Annotated in this window: 13 protein-coding genes and 1 pseudogene; 2 read left to right on the forward strand and 12 right to left on the reverse strand. The window is 72.7% G+C overall.

What is annotated here, in order from left to right; genetic code table 11:
* Positions 1 to 53: 53 nt before the first annotated feature.
* The 3 genes from KALB_RS34905 to ftsZ all read right to left on the reverse strand — a co-directional run bounded on the left by KALB_RS34905 (position 54) and on the right by ftsZ (position 2,915).
* Complete coding sequence (locus KALB_RS34905; protein ID WP_025360315.1) at positions 54 to 782, reverse strand: YggS family pyridoxal phosphate-dependent enzyme; 729 nt, start codon at positions 780 to 782, stop codon at positions 54 to 56.
* Entirely contained in the window at positions 779 to 1,483 is a 705-nt protein-coding gene (pgeF, locus tag KALB_RS34910; protein WP_025360316.1) for a peptidoglycan editing factor PgeF, read from the reverse strand. Before pgeF ends, KALB_RS34905 begins: the two co-directional genes overlap by 4 nt.
* A gap of 76 nt (positions 1,484 to 1,559) precedes the next feature.
* Positions 1,560 to 2,915 carry a cell division protein FtsZ gene (gene ftsZ, locus KALB_RS34915; RefSeq protein WP_025360317.1) on the reverse strand — a complete coding sequence of 452 codons (1,356 nt, stop codon included), beginning with the start codon at positions 2,913 to 2,915 and terminating at the stop codon, positions 1,560 to 1,562.
* A gap of 498 nt (positions 2,916 to 3,413) precedes the next feature.
* Here ftsZ and KALB_RS49995 point away from each other — a divergent pair, with 498 nt between their 5' ends.
* The gene (locus KALB_RS49995) at positions 3,414 to 3,725 is read left to right on the forward strand and encodes a pyridoxal-phosphate dependent enzyme (RefSeq protein ID WP_051913290.1); all 312 of its coding nucleotides are present in this window, start codon (positions 3,414 to 3,416) and stop codon (positions 3,723 to 3,725) included.
* A gap of 13 nt (positions 3,726 to 3,738) precedes the next feature.
* A pseudogene (locus tag KALB_RS50000) lies at positions 3,739 to 4,176 on the forward strand (pyridoxal-phosphate dependent enzyme); the annotation flags it as partial.
* 301 nt (positions 4,177 to 4,477) lie between these two features.
* Here KALB_RS50000 and KALB_RS34925 read toward each other — a convergent pair.
* From KALB_RS34925 to KALB_RS34965, 9 genes are all read right to left on the reverse strand, one after another.
* A complete protein-coding gene (locus KALB_RS34925) occupies positions 4,478 to 5,263 on the reverse strand; it encodes a cell division protein FtsQ/DivIB (RefSeq protein WP_025360320.1) in 786 nt (261 codons plus the stop codon).
* 19 nt (positions 5,264 to 5,282) lie between these two features.
* Positions 5,283 to 6,659, reverse strand: coding sequence for a UDP-N-acetylmuramate--L-alanine ligase (murC, locus tag KALB_RS34930; RefSeq protein WP_042221114.1), 1,377 nt, complete (start codon positions 6,657 to 6,659; stop codon positions 5,283 to 5,285).
* Positions 6,656 to 7,756 carry an undecaprenyldiphospho-muramoylpentapeptide beta-N-acetylglucosaminyltransferase gene (murG, locus tag KALB_RS34935; RefSeq protein WP_030109907.1) on the reverse strand — a complete coding sequence of 367 codons (1,101 nt, stop codon included), beginning with the start codon at positions 7,754 to 7,756 and terminating at the stop codon, positions 6,656 to 6,658. The genes murC and murG overlap by 4 nt, the downstream gene beginning before the upstream one ends.
* Complete coding sequence (gene ftsW, locus KALB_RS34940; RefSeq protein WP_025360322.1) at positions 7,753 to 9,240, reverse strand: putative lipid II flippase FtsW; 1,488 nt, start codon at positions 9,238 to 9,240, stop codon at positions 7,753 to 7,755. Before ftsW ends, murG begins: the two co-directional genes overlap by 4 nt.
* Entirely contained in the window at positions 9,237 to 10,589 is a 1,353-nt protein-coding gene (gene murD / locus KALB_RS34945) for a UDP-N-acetylmuramoyl-L-alanine--D-glutamate ligase (RefSeq protein ID WP_025360323.1), read from the reverse strand. Before murD ends, ftsW begins: the two co-directional genes overlap by 4 nt.
* Positions 10,586 to 11,683 (reverse strand): phospho-N-acetylmuramoyl-pentapeptide-transferase, encoded by a 1,098-nt coding sequence (gene mraY, locus KALB_RS34950; protein WP_025360324.1) that lies wholly within the window; start codon positions 11,681 to 11,683, stop codon positions 10,586 to 10,588. The genes murD and mraY overlap by 4 nt, the downstream gene beginning before the upstream one ends.
* Positions 11,683 to 13,131: a UDP-N-acetylmuramoyl-tripeptide--D-alanyl-D-alanine ligase gene (locus KALB_RS34955; RefSeq protein WP_025360325.1), complete on the reverse strand. Its 1,449-nt coding sequence runs from the start codon at positions 13,129 to 13,131 to the stop codon at positions 11,683 to 11,685. The genes mraY and KALB_RS34955 overlap by 1 nt, the downstream gene beginning before the upstream one ends.
* Positions 13,128 to 14,675, reverse strand: a complete 1,548-nt coding sequence (locus KALB_RS34960; protein ID WP_411931054.1) for a UDP-N-acetylmuramoyl-L-alanyl-D-glutamate--2,6-diaminopimelate ligase — start codon at positions 14,673 to 14,675, stop codon at positions 13,128 to 13,130. The genes KALB_RS34955 and KALB_RS34960 overlap by 4 nt, the downstream gene beginning before the upstream one ends.
* Positions 14,676 to 14,916: 241 nt before the next feature.
* Entirely contained in the window at positions 14,917 to 16,221 is a 1,305-nt protein-coding gene (locus tag KALB_RS34965) for an alpha/beta hydrolase (RefSeq protein WP_148309773.1), read from the reverse strand.
* Between the last annotated feature and the right edge of the window lie 75 nt (positions 16,222 to 16,296).

A 16,296-nucleotide genomic window follows, 5' to 3' on the forward strand; every position in this document is an offset into this window, starting at 1 on the left:
GACCGGTGAAGGGCGCGATGTTCCTCTCTCACCAGTCACACCAGCCCCACGCCTCACGGCGAGGCTAGCCCCCTGTACCCCAACAGCGCAGTTCCGACACGCACGCAGGTCGAGCCGTGCGCGATCGCGGCCTCGAGGTCCCCGCTCATCCCGGCGGAGACCTCGATTGCCTCCGGATGGTCCTTGCGCAGGCGATCCACGGCCGTCGCGAGGAGTTCGAAGGCTGCCGGGGGAAGCATGGCGCGTGGAGCCACCGTCATCACCCCCCGCAAGATCAGTTCACCCGATTGGACTACTGCGTCGGCGAGCTCGGGCAGATCCGACAACACAGCGCCACCACGCTCCGGATCCCCGTCCAGACTGGCCTGCAGCAGCACGCTGAGCGGCTCGGTGCGCTCCCCCCTGGTGCGGGCGGCCGCCACGGCCTTCGCGAGCGCCACGGCGAGCCTGGGCGAGTCCACGGACTGCACCTCGTCCGCCCATCCCACGATCGAGCGAGTCTTGTTCCGCTGCACGTGGCCCACCATGTGCCAGCGCACCGCCGCACCCGGCCGGGCCGCGGCCAGCTCGACGGCCTTCGGCGCGGCCTCCTGGTCCCGGTTCTCGGCGAACTCGGTCAGCCCCAGGTCGACCAGGTGGGCGACATCGGCGGCGGGCCAGGTCTTGGTCACCGCGAGCAGCCGGACCTCGCCCGGGTCCCGCCCGGCGTAGGCGCAGGCGGACTGGATGCGCGCCTGGATCTCGGCCAGCCCGGCGGCAAGCTCCGCACAGCGATCGGTCATGGCTCGATCCAGGTGACCGCGGCCAGCCGACCGGTGCGCCCCTCACGGCGGTGGCTGAACAGGGTGCGGTCCTCCACGGTGCACCGCGGGTCCACGCCCACCTTCGCGACTCCGGCGGCGGCGAGCTGGTTCCACAGGCCCGCGCGCAGGTCCAGCGAGGGCTTGCCGCCCCGGGTCTTCGCGGCGCTGCCCGGCAGGTGCGCCGCCACGTCCTCGCGCATCGCGGCGGGCACCTCGTAGCAGTCCCCGCAGACCGAGGGCCCGAGCAGCACCTCGACCCGGTCCACGGCGGCACCGGCCTGCTCCATGGCGGCCAGCGCCGCGGGCACCACGCCGACCCGGGCACCGACCCGGCCCGCGTGCACCGCGGCCACGACCCCGGCCTGCGGGTCGGCCAGCAGCACCGGCACGCAGTCGGCCACCAGCGCGACCAGGGCCAGCCCCGGCTCGGCGGTGACCAGCGCGTCGGTGGCCTCCACCGGCCCGGCGACCGGTCCGCTCACGACGGTGGCGGTGCGGCCGTGCACCTGCTCCATCCAGACCAGGCGGTCCTCGGGCAGGCCGACGCCCTCGGCGAGCCGCAGCCGGTTCGCGGCCACCGCCCCGGGGTCGTCGCCCACGTGGTCGCCCAGGTTGAACGACTCGTAGGGCGGTTGGGACCGGCCACCGGCACGGGTGGTCACGACTCGACGAACGCGCACCCCGTCATTGTTCCAGCTCCCGGACAGCACTGTGGGCGGCACCCGCACGGGTACCGCCCACAGTCCAGGAGTGCGCTCAGCGCCGCATGAAGGGCGGCACGTCCACGTCGTCGTCGGGATCCTCGCTCAGCGGCACGGCCCTGCTGGGCAGCGAGCCCGCCGCGGCCGAACCGCCATAGGAGCTGCCCGGCTGGGTGCCGGGCTGCGGCAGCGAGCCGCCCGGCCTGCTCACCGGGGGCAGGCCACCGGTGCTCGGCGCGGTGGGAGCGGCCGGGTAACCGCTCGCCGGGTTGGCGGTGTAGCCGTTCGGGTTCGGGTTCACCGGCTGCGCGGGCACCTCGGACTGGGGCTGCTGTACCTGCTGGGCGGGCTGCGGCTGCGGGCTGGGCGGCGCGCTGACCTGGCCAGCCTGGGCCGGTGCGACCGTGCCGGTGCCGCGCGCGGGCGAGGTCAGCGCGGTGGGCTCCAGCTTCTTGTGCGTGGGACCGCCGCTGTCGAAGCCCGCCGCGATCACGGTGACCCGCACCTCGTCGCCGAGCGAGTCGTCGATGACCGTACCGAAGATGATGTTGGCGTCCGGGTGGGCCGCCTCCTGCACCAGCGAGGCCGACTCGTTGATCTCGAACAGCCCCAGGTCGGAGCCGCCCGCGATGGCCAGCAGCACGCCGTGCGCACCGTCCATGGACGCCTCCAGCAGCGGCGAGTTGATCGCCTTCTGGGCGGCCTGCACCGCGCGGCCCTCGCCGCGGGCGGAGCCGATGCCCATCAGTGCGCTGCCCGCGCCGGACATGACGCTCTTCACGTCGGCGAAGTCCAGGTTGATCAGACCCGGGGTGGTGATCAGGTCGGTGATGCCCTGCACACCGGAAAGCAGCACCTCGTCGGCCGAGCGGAACGCGTCCATCAGGCTCACCCCGATGTCGCCGAGCTGTAGCAGCCGGTCGTTGGGGATCACGATGAGCGTGTCGCACTCGTTGCGCAGTGCGGTGATGCCGTCCTCGGCCTGCTTCGCGCGGCGCTTGCCCTCGAAGCTGAACGGGCGGGTCACCACACCGATGGTCAGCGCGCCCAGCTTGCGCGCGATGGAGGCCACCACGGGTGCGCCGCCGGTACCGGTACCGCCGCCCTCACCCGCGGTGACGAAGACCATGTCGGCCCCCTTGAGGACCTCCTCGATCTCCTCCCGGTGGTCCTCGGCGGCCTTGTGGCCGACCTCGGGGTTGGCGCCTGCGCCCAGTCCCCTTGTCAGCTCCCGGCCGATGTCCAGCTTGACGTCGGCGTCCGACATCAGCAGCGCCTGTGCGTCGGTGTTCACCGCGATGAACTCGACGCCCTTGAGCCCGACCTCGATCATGCGGTTGACGGCGTTGACACCGCCGCCGCCGATGCCGACGACCTTGATCACCGCGAGGTAGTTGTGCGGGGGCGTCATCGGATCCGCCTTCCTGGTCGTGGCCCGTGCTCTTTCGTCCCTGCGGTGGTCACCTTCCCGTTCTGACCGCCCCCGGCCAGACTTCGGTCAAACCCTCAACCTCAACCAGAGGCTTTGAGTTATGTCAACCCCGACATTGGGGTGGACGGTAGGCACCGCAGCCGCGTCGGTCCAGTAGCCACGCCGTAGGCACCCGGCAGGACTTGCTCACTCCACACCTGCCGTGGCACCCGGGGCGGACCCGAGGACCGCGCACTGCAGAGCGTAGTCGCCCAAGATCTGCATCGGCCGGGCGATGCCGGAACTCACCCGACTTGACTCGAAGTCCAGGACGTGCGGGCAAGGCCGGGGCCGCCCCGACGCGCCGCGTAACGTGCACGGCTCGGGAGGTGACCGACGAGGGGGCGGCACGGAGTGATCGGGCCGCGGCGGCGTTGTCCGCAGTGCGAGCGGACGTTCGAGTTCGGCGATCCCGCGTGGCGGTGCTGCGGGGTGCCCATGGAACTCGCCGGACCGCCCGCCGCGCCGGTGCCGCTGGCCGAACTGGCCGGGCGCCCGCTGAGCACGTGGCGTTACGCGGAAGCCCTTGGTGTGCCCGAGAAGCTGTGGCGTTCGGCGACACTGGGCGAGGGCCTCACCCCGCTGCTGCCCGCCGCGGAACAGGTCTCGGTCAAGGTGGAGTACGCCAGCCCGACCCTGTCGTTCAAGGACCGCGGCGCCGTGGTGCTGCTGTGCGCCGCGCTGGCCGCCGGTGCCCGCCGGGTGATCGCCGACTCCAGCGGTAACGCCGGGACCGCCGTCGCCGCCTAACGCCGCCCGCGCGGGACTGCCCGCGGAGATATTCGTACCCGAGAGCACCTCGCCGAAGAAGCTGGCGCAGATCCGCGCCCACGGCGCGAAGCTGAACCTGGTGCCCGGCAACCGGGAGGCCACCGCCGCGGCGGCCGTCGAGGAGGTCACCAGGACAGGTGACTTCTACGCCACGCACGTGTACAACCCGCTCTTCCACATCGGCACCGCCACGTTCGCGTTCGAGGTGTGGGAGCAACTCGGCGGACGGCTGCCCGACACGTTCGTGCTGCCCGTTGGCAACGGCACACTCGTGCTGGGCCGCCACAAAACAGTCCACTGTGGACGGCTCAGTGGTGCTGCTCCTGTCCGGCGCCGGCCTGAAAACCGGCTGGACCCCCACCGAGCCCTGACCGCGAGTCCCGCTCTGGGGCACGCGAATCCCGCTCTGGCGCGGGCGAGTCCCGCCTAGCGGCGCCACGAACGACGAGATCGCGGTGCGATCCGCGCGCGGGCAGGACTCGCGGGACGCCCACAGTGAGCGGGACAGCGGGACTCGCGTTTGCCTGAGCGGGACTCAGCCGCCCCAGAGCGGGACTCGCGGGCCGGTGGGCGGGACTCGCGCGTCTCAGGACGGCGCGTGTCGGCGCTTCGCGCAGTGCGTGTTCGCTGTCGGCGGGCGGTTTCCCAGCTCGTGGGAGCACACGCCGCTAGCGCCGACACACCGCACCGGAAGCGCCGACACGCGCTGCTCCGTGCGCCAGCGGGGTGGGTCAGGGGTTGGAGATGGTCGGCAACTGGGGGCTGGACACGTCGTAGACCTTGCCGGGCTGGGTGATCAGCGCGGTCAGCACCGCGGCCTTGCGCGGGGAGTTCTCGGCGCTGCCCCAGCGGATCTGCCGCCCGGCGGAAAGCGCGAGGACCACGGCGTTCGGGGTCTTCGCGGAGACCGACAGCACCTCGGCGCGGATCTTCTCGGGCACGGCGGCCAGCACCTGGACCACCGCCTTGGTCAGCGGGTCGTCCGGGGAGGCCTTGGTCAGCTGGAGGTCGGGCACGCCGGGCGGCGCCGCGGGCAGCACGGCGTAGTCGCGGCCGGTGCCGTCGACCAGGTGCACCGCGCCGGGCGCCTTGACCACACCGACCGGCGTGCGCTCGGTGACGGCGATGCGCAGCGTGGCCGGCCAGGCCCGGGACACCCCGACGGCCGCGACCCTGGGCAGCGCGGCCACCCGGTCGCGGATCGCGGCGAGGTCCACGGTCAGCATGGGGCTGCCGGTGGACACCGCCGCGACCTCGAGCACCTGCTGCTTGCTGAGGTCCTTGGTGCCCTCGACCTCCACGGAGCGCACGCCGAGCAGGCCGGTGAAGAACAGCCCGTACGCCAACCCGACCAGCCCGAGCACCACACCGAGCGCGACGATCCGGCGGCGGATGGTCTGCGCGCGGGTGGGGCGGCGCACCGCGGTGGACCGGGCACGCCGCTGGCGCAGGCGCTCGCGGGTCGCCGCCCGGTCGACCGGCCGGCGGCTGCGGGTCGGCGGCGGGGCCGCGCTCACGGTCCCTCCTGTGCGGGGCTCATAGCGCGGCCAGGATCTCCGGACCGAGCATGGTGACGTCACCGGCGCCCATGGTCATGACCAGGTCACCGGGCTTGGCCAGTCCGGAGACCAGCGCGGGCACCCGGTCGAAGGAGGGCTCGTGGTGCACCTGCTCGCGCGGCAGGGCCACCGCCTCGGCGACCAATGCGCCGGTCACCCCGGGCACCGGGTCCTCGCGGGCACCGTAGACGTCGAGCACGACCACCTCGTCGGCCAGGGCGAGGGCCTTGCCGAACTGGGTGGCGAACTCCTGGGTGCGCGAGTACAGGTGCGGCTGGAACACCACGATGAGCCGACCGCCACCGGCCACCGGCCGGGCGCCACCGAGCGCGGCGGCCACCTCGGTCGGGTGGTGCGCGTAGTCGTCGTAGACGCGGATCCCGTTGCTGGTGCCCTTGAACTCGAACCGCCTGCGCACCCCGCCGAACGCGGCCAGCCCGGCGAGCATGCCCTCCAGCGGGGCGCCCAGCTGGAGACCGGCCAGCAGTGCGGCCACGGCGTTGGCCGCCATGTGCTCACCGGGCACGGCCACCCGCACCTGGACGGTCTGGCCGGCGACCTCCACAGTGGACAGTCCACCGGTGTCGACCGGCTGGTACGACAGCAGTTTCGCGTCCTCGGCGCCGGTGACCTCGTGCCCGTAGCGCAGCACGCGCACGCCCAGCGCCTGCGCGCGGTCGGCCAGCGCGGCGGCGCCCGGGTCGTCGGCACAGGCGATCAGCACCCCGCCCGGCTCGATGCGCTCCACGAAGGAGTCGAACACCTTCACGTACGCCTCGACGGTGCCGTGGTGGTCCAGGTGGTCGGCCTCCACGTTGGTCACCACGGCGACCGAGGGCGTGAACACCAGGAACGAGCCGTCGCTCTCGTCGGCCTCGGCCACGAAGACCGAACCGCTGCCGTGGTGCGCGTTGGCCCCGGACTCGTTGAGGTCCCCGCCGATCGCGAAGGACGGGTCCAGGTTGCAGTGCTGGAGCGCCACCGTGAGCATCGAGGTGGTCGAGGTCTTGCCGTGCGTGCCCGCGATGCAGGCGGCCCGCCTGTTCACCATCAGCTCGGCCAGCGCCTGCGAGCGGTGCAGCACGGTGATGCCGCGCCGCCGCGCCTCGACCAGCTCCGGGTTGGTCTCCTTGATGGCGCTGGAGACCACGAGGGTCTGCGCCCCGCCGTCGAGCAGGTCCAGGTTCTCCGCGGCGTGGCCGAGCGCGATCCGCGCGCCCTGTGCCTTGAGCGCGAGCACGCCGCGGGAGTCCTTGGCGTCCGAGCCGGAGACCTGCTCCCCGCGCGCGAGCAGGATGCGGGCGATCCCGCTCATGCCGGCACCACCGATGCCGACCAGGTGCGTGGCTTTCACTTCTTGACCACCTCGAGGACCATGCGCGCCAACACGTCTGCGGCGACCCGGTGACCGCTGTTGCGGGTCGCGTTGCTCATCACGGCCAGCCGCGAGCGGTCCTGCACCAGCGGCAGCACCTCGTCGACCACCCGCTGCGAGGTGAGCTCCTCGTCGCTGATCATCAGCCCGCCACCCGCCTCGACCACCGGCTTGGCGTTGAGGGACTGCTCGCCGTTGCCGTGCGGCAGCGGCACGAACACCGCGGGCAGGCCCACCGCGGACACCTCGGCCACGGTCATCGCCCCGGACCGGCACAGGAACAGGTCGGCCGCGGCGTAGGCCAGGTCCATGCGCTCCACGTACGGCAGCGCCACGTACGGCGGGGCCCCGTTGATCTCCTGTACGACCAGGCTGTTGCGCGGGCCGTGCGCGTGCAGCACACCGATCCCGGCGTCGGCAAGCGCGCGGGCGGCACCGGACACGGCGGTGTTCAGGGTGCGGGCGCCCTGCGAGCCGCCGGAGACGAACAGGGTGGGGGCGGTGGGGTGCAGGCCGAAGAACTGGCGTGCCTGCGCGCGCAGCGCGGCCCGGTCCATGCTGGTGATCGACTCGCGCAGCGGGATGCCGATGACCTGGGCGTCGGGCAGACCCGAGTCGGGCACGGCGGCGGCCACCTTGGTGGCGAACTTGGCACCGACCTTGTTGGCCAGCCCGGCGCGGGCGTTGGCCTCGTGTACCACGATCGGCAGCCGCCCGCGCGCGGCGAGGTAGGCGGGCAGCGAGACGTAGCCGCCGAAGCCGACCACCACGTCGGCGCCGACCCGGTCGAACACCGCGCGGGTCTGGCGGATCGCGTCGCGCACCTTCAGCGGCAGCTTGAGCAGGTCCGGACTCGGCTTGCGGGGCATCGGCACCGGCGGGATCATCTCCAGCGGGTAGCCCCTGGCGGGCACCAGCTTGGACTCCAGGCCGCGCTCGGTGCCCAGCGCCACCACGCGCGCGTCCGGCCGCAACCGCATGACGGCGTCGGCCAGCGCGAGCGCGGGCTCGATGTGCCCCGCGGTTCCACCTCCCGCGACAACCACGCAGGGCCCTGACGAAACGGGGGCGTTCAACGCCGTCCTCCTTCTGCGGTGCGTCCGTGCCCCCCTGGGCCCCGGACGGTGCGGTCCTGGCCGGAGCGCCACGCGCTGCGGCGGCGGTACTCCGTGGGTGGTGCCGAGCGGTGCGCCCTGCGCCGCTCCTCCGGTGCCGGTGCCGTGGCGCCACCGCCGCCGCGACCCGCGCCACCGCGACCCGCCCCCCTCGGCGGGGTGGACGGGCGGCCCGGCCTGCGCTTGACGGCGGGCCGGTACGGCTCGGGCGCGGGCAGCCGCAGCAGGCCACCGACCCGGCCCGGGCCCAGCGAACGCAGCGCGGCCACCGAGTCGGGCTCGTTGCGGGCACAGTTGGCCAGCACACCGAACACCAACATGGTTACCACGGTCGAGGTGCCGCCCGCCGAGATCAGCGGCAGGGTGATGCCGGTGACCGGCAGCAGGCCGATCACGTAGCCCACGTTGATCGCGGCCTGACCGACCAGCCAGACCGTCAGCGTGGCGGCGACCAGCCGGATCCACGGGTCGGTGTTGCGCGCGGCGATGCGCAGGCCCACCACGGCGAGCATGGCGTACAGGCCCAGCACCACCATCGCGCCGACGAAGCCCAGTTCCTCGCCGATCAGCGCGAAGATGAAGTCGTTCTGCACGTTGGGCAGGTAGTTGAACTTCGAGGGCCCCTGGCCAAGGCCCTTGCCGAACAGGCCGCCGTCGGCCAGCGCGTACAGGGCCTGGTTGAGCTGGTGGTTGGCGCCGGTCGGGTCGGCGCTGGGGTTGATGAAGGCCAGCACCCGCTTGAGCCGGTAGTCGGCGCTGATGGACAGCATGGCCACGGCGGCCAGCGCGGCGGTCATGAAGGCCGCGAACAGCCGCATCGGGGCGCCGACGAACCACAGCAGTGCCACCAGCACCAGGCCCATGCTGACCGTGCTGCCGAGGTCGGGCTGCAACATGACCAGCGCGAACAGCACCAGCGACACGGGCACCACGGGCACGAGCAGGTGCCGGTACTGGCTGACCAGCGCCCGCTTGGTGACCAGCACGTGCGCGCCCCACAGGGCCAGCGCGACCTTGGCCACCTCGACGGGCTGGAAGGACATCGGGCCGATGATGAACCAGCTGTGCTCGCGGCCGGGCACACCGCGGCCCAGCGGGGTGAGCACCAGGGCCAGCAGGGCGATGGAGATCAGCAGGAAGGCCGGGCTGAGCTGGCGCAACTGGCGCAGGGGCAGCCGCAGGCCCAGGTAGAAGGCGCCGATGCCGATCGCGGCGAACAGCAGTGGCTTGCCCACCGCGCTGAACGAGCCCTTCTCGATGTCCACCACCGCGGAGGCGGACAGCACCATCACCAGGCCGATGACGGTGAGCAGGCCGAACACGGCCAGCAGCAGGTGGAAGGAGGCCAGCGGGCGGCTCAGCCAGGCGGTCAGCGCGCTGCGCACGGCGGCGCCCCGGCCGGTCTGCCTGGTGCGGGTGCGCGCGGGGCGCTGGGTGACCGTCATGGTGTCAGCCCCAGGTGAGCGTGCACCGCCTCGGCGAAGGCACGTCCTCGGTGCCCGTAGTCGGTGAACATGTCCATGGAGGCCGCCGCGGGCGCCAGCAGCACGACATCACCCGGACGAGCCATTGCGCTGGCCACCCCGACCACCGTAGTCATGGCCCCATCGTCCCCCGCGACCACGTGTCGCACGGGGACATCGGGCGCGTGTCGTGCCAGGGCGGCGGCGATCACCTCGCGGTCGGCGCCGAACAGCACGACCCCGGCCAGCCGGTCGGCGGCCTCGGCGACCAGCTCCTCCACGCTGGCGCCCTTGAGCAGGCCACCGGCCAGCCACACCACCCGCTCGTGGGCGCGCAGCGAGGCGGCGGCGGCGTGCGGGTTGGTGGCCTTGGAGTCGTTGATCCAGGTGACCCCGCCGGACTCGGCCACGGTCACGGCCCGGTGCGCGCCCGGCTGGAAGTCACGGAGCCCTTGTGCCACAGCCGAAGCGGGCACGCCGTGTGCCCTGGCCAGCGCGGCGGCGGCCAGCGCGTCGGTGAGCCCGGGCGGGCCCGCCGGGCGGACCACCGCGGTCTCGGCCAGCGGCTCGTCCGGCGCGAAGGCGCGGTCCACCAGCCAGTCCCCGCGCACGCCGAGCTGTCCCGGTGCGGGCTCGCCCAGCGTGATGCCGATCTTGCGCGGGGCGGGGGACTCGGCGAGCAGCCGCGCCACGTACGGGTCGTCCACCCCGCCGACGGCGATCGGGCCGGTCAGCACCTGGGCCTTGGCCTGGGCGTAGGCCGCCAGGGACCCGTGCCAGTCCAGGTGGTCCTCGGCGATGTTGAGCAGCACACCGGCGTCCGGGCGCACCGAGGGCGACCAGTGCAGCTGGAAGCTGGACAGCTCCACGGCCAGCACCTCGCGGCGCATCGCCTCCACCACGGGCAGCCCGACGTTGCCGCAGGCCACCGCGTCCAGCCCGGCGGCGCGCAGGATCGACTCCAGCATGGTGACCGTGGTGGTCTTGCCGTTGGTGCCGGTGACCACCAGCCAGGCGGGCCGGTTCGCGCCGGACAGGCGCCAGGCCAGTTCCACCTCGCCGATGACCTCGATGCCGCCGGCCGAGGCCGCGGCCAGCAGCGGGGCGGTGGGCCGCCAGCCGGGGCTGGTCACCACCAGGCTCACGTCGGCGGGCGGCTCGGTCAGCCCGGCCACCAGCTCGGCCCCGGTCCCGGCCAACGGGGTCAGCCGGTCGGCCGCCCCGTCGGTGACGGTGACCTTCGCGCCCGCGGCCAGCAAGGTGGACACGACCGCGCGGCCGGTGACCCCGGCACCGGCGACCAGGACGTGCCTGCCCTCCAGCTCGGTCACTGACCGCTCGCCGCCCCGAGCCAGTCGCTGTAGAACAGGCCCAGCCCGAACATGCAGCAGATGCCCGCCAGCAGCCAGAACCGGATGATGACCGTGGTTTCCGCCCACCCGGCCAGTTCGAAGTGGTGGTGGAACGGGGCCATTCTGAACAGTCGCCTTCGGGTGGTGCGGAAGACCGCGATCTGCGTGCCCACCGAGACCACCTCGACCACGAACAGCCCGCCGATGATGATCATCAGCAGCTCGGTGCGGGTGACCATGGACAGACCGGCGACCAGGCCGCCGAGCGCCAGCGAGCCGGTGTCCCCCATGAAGATCTTGGCGGGGGCCGCGTTCCACCACAGGAAGCCCACGCAGCCCGCCATCGCCGCGGCCGCGACCAGTGCCACGTCCAGCGGGTCGCGCACCAGGTAACAGCCCGCGGTGGACACCGTGGAGCAGTTGTAGCGGTACTGCCAGAAGGAGATGATCACGTACGTGGCCAGCACCATCGCCGAGCTGCCGCCCGCGAGGCCGTCCAGGCCGTCGGTCAGGTTCACCGCGTTCGACCAGGCGCTGACCACGCCGTAGCAGAACACCACGAACCCGACCACGCCGAACGAGATCACCGCGATGTCCCGGATGAACGAGAGGTTCACCGAGGCGGGGGTGAGCCCGTCCTTGTTCGCGAACTGGACCGCCAGCAGGGCGAAGGCGATGGTGGCCACGAACTGGCCGACCAGCTTGGCCGTCTTGTTCAGGCCCAGGTTGCGCTGCTTGCGGATCTTGATGAAGTCGTCGAGGAAGCCGACGATGCCCAGGGCCGTGGTCAGCATCAGGATCAGCAGACCCGAGGCGCTGAACGGCAGGTCCTGCACGCCGGGGCCCTTGGTCAGGTAGCTGTAGAGGTGGGCCACCAGGTACCCGGCCCACATGGCCACCAGGATGGCCACACCGCCCATGGTGGGCGTGCCGCGCTTGGCCTTGTGGCTGTCCGGCCCCTCCTCACGGATCTCCTGGCCGAAGCCCTGCCTGGAGAACACGCGGATCAGGTAGGGCGTGAGCAGGATGGACACGACCAGCGCGATGGCTGCCGCGACAAGGATGTTCTTCATTACGCGAGCAGCTCCTCGGCCACACGCCAGAGCGCCTCGGACTTCGACGCCTTGACCAGTACGACGTCACCCGGCCGCAGTTCCTCGCGCAGCAGGGTCACCGCCGCGTCCACGTCCGGCACGAGCACCGACTCCTCTCCCCACGAGCCCTCCAGGTGTGCGCCCTGGTGCATGGCCCGTGCCGCCTCGCCGACCACGACGAGCCGGCTGATGTCCAGTCGCACGGCCAGTCGCCCGATCTCGTCGTGCGCGGTCACGTGCGTGTCCCCGAGTTCACCCATCATGCCGAGCACCGCCCAGGAGCGACGCGGGGTGTCCCCGCCGCGCGCCATCGAGGCCAGGCTCTTGAGCGCGGCCCGCACGGACTCGGGGTTGGCGTTGTACGAGTCGTTGACCACCACGACCCCGTCCGGGCGGGTGGTGACCTCCATGCGGCGCGCGGACACCCGCTGCGCCTGGCCCAGCCGCTGCGCGACCTCGTCCACGCTCGCGCCCAGTTCCAGCGCGACGGCCGCGGCCGACAGCGCGTTGCCCACCTGGTGCGCCCCGTGCACCGCCAGCCGCACCTGGGCCTCGCCCTGCGGGGTCACCATGCGGAAGCTGGCCCGCGCCTGCTCGTCGAGCACCACGTCCACGGCCCTGATCTGGGCCTTGGCGTCCTCGCCGACCAGCACGACCCGCGCCTTGGTCCGCTCGGCCATCGCGGCCACCAGCGGGTCGTCGGCGTTGAGCACCGCCAGCCCCTCGGCGTCCAGCGCCTCGACCAGTTCGCCCTTGGTCTGCGCGATGCCCTCGCGGGAGCCGAACTCGCCCAGGTGAGCGCTTCCCACGTTGAGCACCACGCCGATGCGCGGCGGCACGGTCTGGCAGAGCGCGGCGATGTGGCCGGGCCCGCGCGCGGACAGCTCCAGCACCAGGTGCCGGGTCGACTCCTCGGCGCGCAGCGCGGTCCACGGGTGGCCCAGTTCGTTGTTGAACGAGCCGGGCGGGGCCACGGTCGGCCCCATCGGCGCCAGCACCTGCGCGATCAGGTCCTTGGTGGAGGTCTTGCCGGAGGAGCCGGTCACGCCGACCACGGTCAGCCGCGGCAGCCGGTCGGTGACGTAGCGGGCCAGCGCCGCCAGCCCGGCGAGCACGGCGGCCCCGGACCCGTCCCTGTCCCCGGTCAGGGCCACGGAGCGGCTGTGCGCGCTGGTCACCGGCGGCACGATCACCGCGGGCGCGTCCACCTCGCGGGCGGCCAGCACCCCGACGGCACCCGCGGCCACGGCCCGCGCGGCGAAGTCGTGCCCGTCGACCCGCTCCCCCGGCATGGCCACGAACAGCCCGCCCGCGGTGAGCTGGCGCGAGTCGAACTCCACCGAGCCGGTGACCTGCTCCTCGCCGGTGGCGTTGTGCAGTCTGCCACCGGTGGCCTCGGCCACCTGCGCCAGCGTCAACCTGATCACTGCTGCACCACCTCGAGTATCGCGGCGGTCAGTTCGTCGCGGTCGGAGAACGGGTGCACCACGCCTGCCACCTCCTGGCCGGTCTCGTGCCCCTTGCCCGCGACCACGAGCACGTCCCCGGGCCGGGCCTGCGCCACGGCGTGCCGGATCGCCTCGCGGCGGTCGCCGATCTCCACCACCTCACCGCGCTGCCCGTCGGGCACGGCCCGCGCCCCGTCGAGCATGGCGGCGCGGATGGCCGCCGGGTCCTCGCTGCGCGGGTTGTCGTCGGTGACCACGGTCAGGTCGGCCCGGCGCGCGGCGGCCTCGCCCATCAGCGGGCGCTTGCCCCGGTCCCGGTCCCCGCCGCAGCCCAACACCACGAGCACCCGGCCCTCGGTGCGGGCGCGCACGGCGTCCAGCGCCAGCGCCACGGCCTCGGGCTTGTGCGAGTAGTCCACGACGGCCGTGAACGACTGGCCCAGCGTGACCCGCTCCATGCGCCCGGGCACCTGCACGGCGGCGAGCCCTTGCAGGATGGCCTTCTCGTCGATGCCGACCGCGTCCAGCACGCCGATCGCCAGCAGCGCGTTGGCCACGTTGAACGACCCGGCCAGCTGGATCTGCACGGGCAGCGCCCGCCCGTTCGGGCCGTGCGCGGTGAAGGACTGCGCCCCGGTGGCCGAGACCCGCACGTCGCTGGCGGTCCAGGCCGCCTCGTGCGTGGCGGCGACCGTGATCGTTCCCGGTCGGACCAGCCGCTGGCCCCAGTCGGTGTCGGTGCAGACCACCTCGACCTCGGACCGGCCGTCGAACAGCCGGGCCTTGGTGGCGAAGTAGTCCTCCATGTCCGGGTGGAAGTCCAGGTGGTCCTGGGAGAGGTTGGTGAAGGCGCCGACCGCGTAGCCGGTGCCCGCGACCCGGCCCATGGCCAGGGAGTGGCTGGAGACCTCCATGGCCACGTGGCTGACGCCCTGCTCCAGCATCACCGCGAACAGGGCCTGCAGGTCGGGGGCCTCCGGTGTGGTGAGCGAGCTGGCCAGCCGCTCACCGGCCAGCCGGGTCTCCACGGTGCCGATCAGGCCGGTGGTCAGCCCGGCCGCGGCCAGGCCCGCCTCGACCATGTACGTGGTGGTGGTCTTGCCGGAGGTGCCGGTCACGCCGAGCACCTTGAGCTTGCTGGACGGCGCTCCGTAGACGGTGGCGGCCAGCACGCCGAGCACGGCACGCGGGTCGGGGTGCACCAGCACGGCCACCCCGCTGTCCCGCACGGCCGGGCGCTCGGCACCGGCCTGGTCGGTGAGCACGGCGACGGCACCGGCGGCGATGGCGTCACCGGCGAAGTCGGCGCCGTGCGCGCGGGCACCGGGCAGCGCGGCGAACAGGTCGCCGGGGCGCACGTGCTGGGCGCGCAGGGTGACCCCGGTGACGGGGCGGGGCGTGGGAGTGGGCGATAGCAGCCGCGCACCCACCGACTCGGCCAGTCGCTCGGGCGCGACGGGCTCGATCAGGGTCGGGCGGGGCGGGGCGAACGCGACCTTGCCCAGAGGTGGAACGGCAGGCACGTCGCGGAAGGCTACCGGCGCACGGTGTGCAACCACCGGTGCCCTACACCTCCTTGATGAACTGGGACGACGACAACGAACACAAATGGCCGGACCCGGCCGATTCGGTTATTCCCCGTGATCGCCGCCCACCCTATCCCAGCACCCCGAAGGGCCCCGCGAGCGCTCCACGGTCACGCTGGCGGGGTCCCTGGTCACACAGCGGGTTGCGTGCGCACCCCTGTGGTTTTCCCCATGTTCCTCAGACCTTCCGGCAACTGGTCCCCACAGCAGGAGGCCGCAGCGCGAGCAGGTACCCGTTGACCGCCGGGTCCAGGCAGGAGTCCTGCTTCGGGTACGCGGTGTGCCCCTCGCCCTCGTAGGTGAGCACCACCCCGGTGCCCAGCGCGTCGGCCATCAACTTCGTGTTCTCGTACGGGGTCGCTGGGTCACCCTTCGTGCCGATCACCACGATCCGCGGACCACCGGTGACGGCCATGTCCGAGTAGTCGTGCTTCTCGTCGGCCTGCGAGATGAGCAGGAACGAGTCCCACATGTTGCTGTAGTGCCCGCTGGCGTCCCGCTGGCGGTTCTGGTCGGCCAGCGCGAACACGCCCTTGGCCTCGCCGTTGCCCAGGCTGGTGAGTGCGGCGCCCAGTGCGGGCCACCGGCGGTCGCTGTAGAGCGCGGTGTTCACCGCGATCTCGATGATCGCGGGCGTGGCGTGCCGGGCGCCCAGCTCCGCCGGGTCGGTCTTCGCCACCGCCTTCAGGTCCGCGATGGTCCGCTTGGCGTCGGCCAGCCCGCAGCTGGTGGTCTTCGCGCACCACGCGGCGAAGTTGTCCAGGGCGCGGGCGAAGCCATCCGCCTGGGGCTTGGGGTGCAACTGCTCGGGCACGTCGGCCCCGTCGAGCACGGCGGCCCGCAGCTTGCCGGGGAACTTGTGCGCGTAGACCGCACCCAGCCGCGTGCCGTACGAGTAGCCGAGGTAGGTCAGCTTCGTGTCGCCCACGGCCTCGCGGATCTTGTCCAGGTCCTGGGACGCCTGCTCGGTCGAGTACAGGTCGATCTCGTCCCGGTACTTCCGCTGGCACGCCTGGAGCAGCAGCTCGGGCCCGTTGTCCCGCTCGAAGGCGGCGTCCTTCTCCCGGTCGGTCATGCAGGTCACCGGCGAGGACCGGCCCACGCCGCGCGGGTCGAAGCCCACCACGTCGAACCGGTCGGTGATCTCCTTCGGCAGCCGCTTGGCCATGGCCTCCACCGCTGGGTAGCCCGCGGCGCCAGGACCACCCAGGTCGTAGACCAGGGTGCCGATGCGCCCGCCCTCGGGCTGGTCGGTGCGGTGCGCCCGCTTGAGCGCCAGCGGGAAGGTCCTGCCGTTGCCCGGGTTGGCGTGGTCCCGCGGAACGGTGATCGTCCGGCAGCTGAGTTCGATTCCCGGCGTTCCCGGAGCCTCTGGACACCTCGTCCAGGAAACAGCCGGAGCCGCGGCGACAATGGGCGCCCCGGCGACGAGAACCCCTAACCCGATCATGGTCACGACAAGGCGAACCAGCAGTGCACGCACGGCTTCCCTCCCACACAGGACCACCCTGAACAGCACCTTTGATGAAACATCACAAGAGCTCGGCAAGCATTGCCC

Origin of the sequence: Kutzneria viridogrisea DSM 43870, from assembly GCF_000525635.1 — a bacterium.
In the GTDB taxonomy this organism is placed as follows: domain Bacteria; phylum Actinomycetota; class Actinomycetes; order Mycobacteriales; family Pseudonocardiaceae; genus Kutzneria; species Kutzneria viridogrisea.

Bases quoted from the DNA above. Each gene is read 5' to 3' on its own strand.
- ftsW (WP_025360322.1), bottom strand. From the start codon at position 9,240: ATGACGGTCACCCAGCGCCCCGCGCGCACCCGCACCAGGCAGACCGGC.
- KALB_RS34905 (WP_025360315.1), bottom strand. From the start codon at position 782: ATGACCGATCGCTGTGCGGAGCTTGCCGCCGGGCTGGCCGAGATCCAG.
- KALB_RS49995 (WP_051913290.1), top strand. From the start codon at position 3,414: ATGGAACTCGCCGGACCGCCCGCCGCGCCGGTGCCGCTGGCCGAACTG.
- ftsZ (WP_025360317.1), bottom strand. From the start codon at position 2,915: ATGACGCCCCCGCACAACTACCTCGCGGTGATCAAGGTCGTCGGCATC.
- mraY (WP_025360324.1), bottom strand. From the start codon at position 11,683: ATGAAGAACATCCTTGTCGCGGCAGCCATCGCGCTGGTCGTGTCCATC.